General features: G+C 51.7%; 3 protein-coding genes. All 3 read left to right on the top strand.

Annotation, left to right across the window (positions count from 1 at the left end; translation table 11 throughout):
• Positions 1-1,494 (top strand): ABC transporter substrate-binding protein (locus tag QZ197_RS15420; protein ID WP_363157902.1); only part of this gene is annotated, 1,494 nt, incomplete at its 5' end.
• A gap of 54 nt (positions 1,495-1,548) precedes the next feature.
• On the top strand, positions 1,549-2,415 hold the full coding sequence (locus QZ197_RS15415) for a sugar ABC transporter permease (protein ID WP_296433062.1): 867 nt from the start codon (positions 1,549-1,551) through the stop codon (positions 2,413-2,415).
• A 1-nt stretch (position 2,416) separates the two neighbouring features.
• Positions 2,417-3,262, top strand: a complete 846-nt coding sequence (locus QZ197_RS15410) for a carbohydrate ABC transporter permease (protein ID WP_273529170.1) — start codon at positions 2,417-2,419, stop codon at positions 3,260-3,262.
• The last annotated feature ends 25 nt before the right edge of the window (positions 3,263-3,287 follow it).

The following is a 3,287-nucleotide window of genomic DNA, read 5'->3' as shown; positions in this document are numbered from 1 at the left end:
GCGATTATCGCCTCATCTGCGGTGCCTGTCTCGGCACAAGATTACACACGTTTTGGCATCGAACAGGACCTGCCGGGCACCTGTAGTTATGCAGCGACAGACGCCAAGGATTATTCTGGGCGCACATTGAACATCATCACCCACGCGATCCCTGTCATCGGCGAGCCAACAGCGCTTCATGCGGAACAGTTTGCAGAACTAACCGGTGCTGAAGTCAACGTCGTCCACGTCCCATTTGGTGACCTGTTCCAACGTATCATGATCCCGTTTCAAAGTGAGCAGAACGCTTATGATGTGATGTTTTATCCATCACTTTGGATTGGTGATTTCAGCCGCTTCCTTGCCCCTGTGCCAGAGGCCTATGTCAACTCAACGGGCATGATGGATGTCACCCCAAGTTTTACCGGTGTTGCGACGTGGAACGGCGAAATGATCCAGTATCCTATGGATGGTGACCGCCATTACCTGAAGTTCCGCACGGATGTGTTCGACAATGCCGATGTGCAAGCTAAATATTTTGCCGACACAGGCAACCAGTTGACCGTTCCCGCTACATGGGAGGAATACAATCAGGTAGCCGCATATTTCAACGCGTCCGATTGGGATGGTGACGGCGAACTGAACTATGGCTCTGCCGAAGTCGCCAAGCGCGATGACCTGATGTTCTCAGCGTTTATCAGCCGTGCAGCACCTTATGCAAAGCACCCAGATGTCCAAGGCGGGTTCTTCTTTGACCTTGAGACAATGGAACCGCAGATCAATACGCCGGGTTTCGTGCGCGGACTTGAACTGTTTATCGAAGCTCAGGCCAGTTTCCCTCCCGGCGGTACTAACTTTGGGTTGGGCGACGAGATCTTCTCGTTTGGCGGTGGTCAGACTTTGATGAGCTATAGCTGGGATGACGCCTATATTCAGGCCAATCAAGAAGACAGCCGGATCCGGAATATGGTCGCAGCCGCACCGCTGCCAGGGGCTTCCGAAGTTTGGAATCGCACAACTGGTGCATGGGACACATTCGAGACACCTAACCGCGCACCATATATGACGTGGGGCTGGTCTTCAGCAGTATCTTCAATGTCCGAAGAGCAAGAGATGGGATTTGATTTCCTTTGCTTCTTCTCCAACGAAGCTAACGCTGAACATGACATGCAGATCGGTCGCTTTGGTGTGAACCCTTACCGCAACAGCCATTTCGATGTTGATTATTGGAAAGGTCAGGGTTGGGCTGATAAAACAGCTCAGACTTACGTAACAACATTGTCTGAGATGGAAGAGAGCCAAAACCGCGTGTTTGATTTGCGTGTTCCAGGCGTCAGTCAGTTCATGTCGTCAATGGCGAATGGTGTAGCCGAGGCGATGGCCGGCCAGAAGACTGCACAAGAGGCGCTTGATGATGTGGCCAAAGAGTGGTCCGAAATTACTGATCGCATCGGTAAAGATCGTTTGCGCGATGCATATGCCAACGTTGTTACACTTGAAGACAACGAAGGCTGAAGATGAGAGGTGGGCGTTTTGTAGACGCCCACCTCAAATTTCGAGGAACAAATCATGTTATCGTCTAAACACTTTTTCTTGTTGCCCGCCCTTTTGACGCTGGTCGCAATTATCCTTTTTCCACTGCTGTTCACAATCCGTGTGAGTTTTTCGAGTTGGGATGTGTTCCAGTCTGGTCTCGATTACATCGGCGGTAAGAACTACGGGCGCGTCTTTGCGGACGAACGGTTTTGGCAGAGCCTTGGACGGCTATCATTGCTGTCATTGATCTCGGTGTCTTTGCAATACACGTTAGGGTTTGCGCTTGCGCTTGCAGTCTGGAAACAGGTTCGCGGCGGGCGGTTCTTGCGGGTTTTGTTCCTCATCCCGATGATGACCACACCGGTGGTTATGTCCGTGATCTGGCGGACAGTTTTTCACGAAAGCCTTGGCCCCGCGAACGACATTCTGGGAATGTTTGGCATTGGTGCGGTGCCTTGGCTGTCCAGTGCGACCGGGGCCTTCATTAGCGTCCTGATTGTTGAAGTCTGGCAGTGGACCCCGTTTATGTTCCTTTTGTTGTTGGCTGGTTTGGTGTCGCTTCCACGTGAGCCTTACCTTGCTGCCGCAATTGACGGCGCTGGCACTTGGCGCACATTTTGGCAGGTTACGTTTCCGCTCATGGCACCGATCACAATCGGTGCACTGATCATCCGGCTTATCGAAGCCTCGAAAATCATGGACACGGTTTACGTCTTAACCTCTGGCGGTCCGGGCACAGCAACTGAAACCTCGTCCTATTACATCTATATTCGCGGCCTGCGCGACTTTCAGATTGGGTACTCGGCGGCGTTGTCGCTGGTTTATCTGGTAATCATGATTGTCAGCCTCACCGTGATTGCAAAGCTATTGCTGCGCTTGCTGGTCGGAAAGGTCGGTTAACATGAACAAGTTCTATCACATACTGAAAACCCTGTTCCTCTTTGGCTGGTCACTGTTTGTCGTCTTTCCATTCCTTTGGGCACTGACAACATCATTCAAGGACGCCAATGCCATCACAAGCGGTGCGACCTACATACCTTGGGTGGATTATGAACCCTCAACACAAGGCTGGACCTCGCTTTTCACAACAGGATCGCAGGGGATTAACATCGTCGGTCCGTTCATCGATTCCGCCGCAGTGACCTTGATTGCAAGTCTTGTCAGTCTGGCACTTGGGACCTTGGCCGCTTATGGGCTGTCGCGGTTTGAATATCGGTTGGGTTTTGTTAAAAATTCCGACATCACGTTTTTCTTTATCTCCCAACGGATCATGCCGCCCATCGTTCTCGCGATCCCGTTCTTCTTGATGCTTAAAGAGTTGGGCGCACTGGATACGATCTTTGGATTGGTGCTGGTCTATGTAGCACTCTTGCTGCCCATCGCGGTCTGGGTCATGACTGATTTCTTTGCCGGTATCCCAAAAGAACTCGACGAGATGGCGATGACTGACGGATGCAGTCCGATTGGTGCGTTTTTTCGGGTTATCCTACCCAATTCAGTTCCTGGCCTCGTCGTGGCAGGCATGTTCTGCCTCATCTTCGGGTGGAACGACTTCTTCTTTGCCTTCACTCTCACATTCACCGAGACCCAGCTTTTGCCGGTCTCAATCGTGTCCCTCAATTCATCCGTAACCCCTTGGTGGTCGCTGTCAGCATTCGCATTGATTTCGGTCGCACCATTGGCCTGCGTCGCGGTCATTGTTGAACGTTACATGTCGCGCGGCACTATGTCGGGGGCCATCAGGTAGATATCATGCTTCAAGTTGACCAACT

It is taken from the genome of Yoonia sp., from assembly GCF_017854415.1.
Classification (GTDB): Bacteria; Pseudomonadota; Alphaproteobacteria; order Rhodobacterales; family Rhodobacteraceae; genus Yoonia.
This window is presented reverse-complemented; position numbering and strand designations above follow the sequence as displayed.

Bases quoted from the DNA above. Each gene is read 5' to 3' on its own strand.
- QZ197_RS15415 (WP_296433062.1), top strand. From the start codon at position 1,549: ATGTTATCGTCTAAACACTTTTTCTTGTTGCCCGCCCTTTTGACGCTG.
- QZ197_RS15410 (WP_273529170.1), top strand. From the start codon at position 2,417: ATGAACAAGTTCTATCACATACTGAAAACCCTGTTCCTCTTTGGCTGG.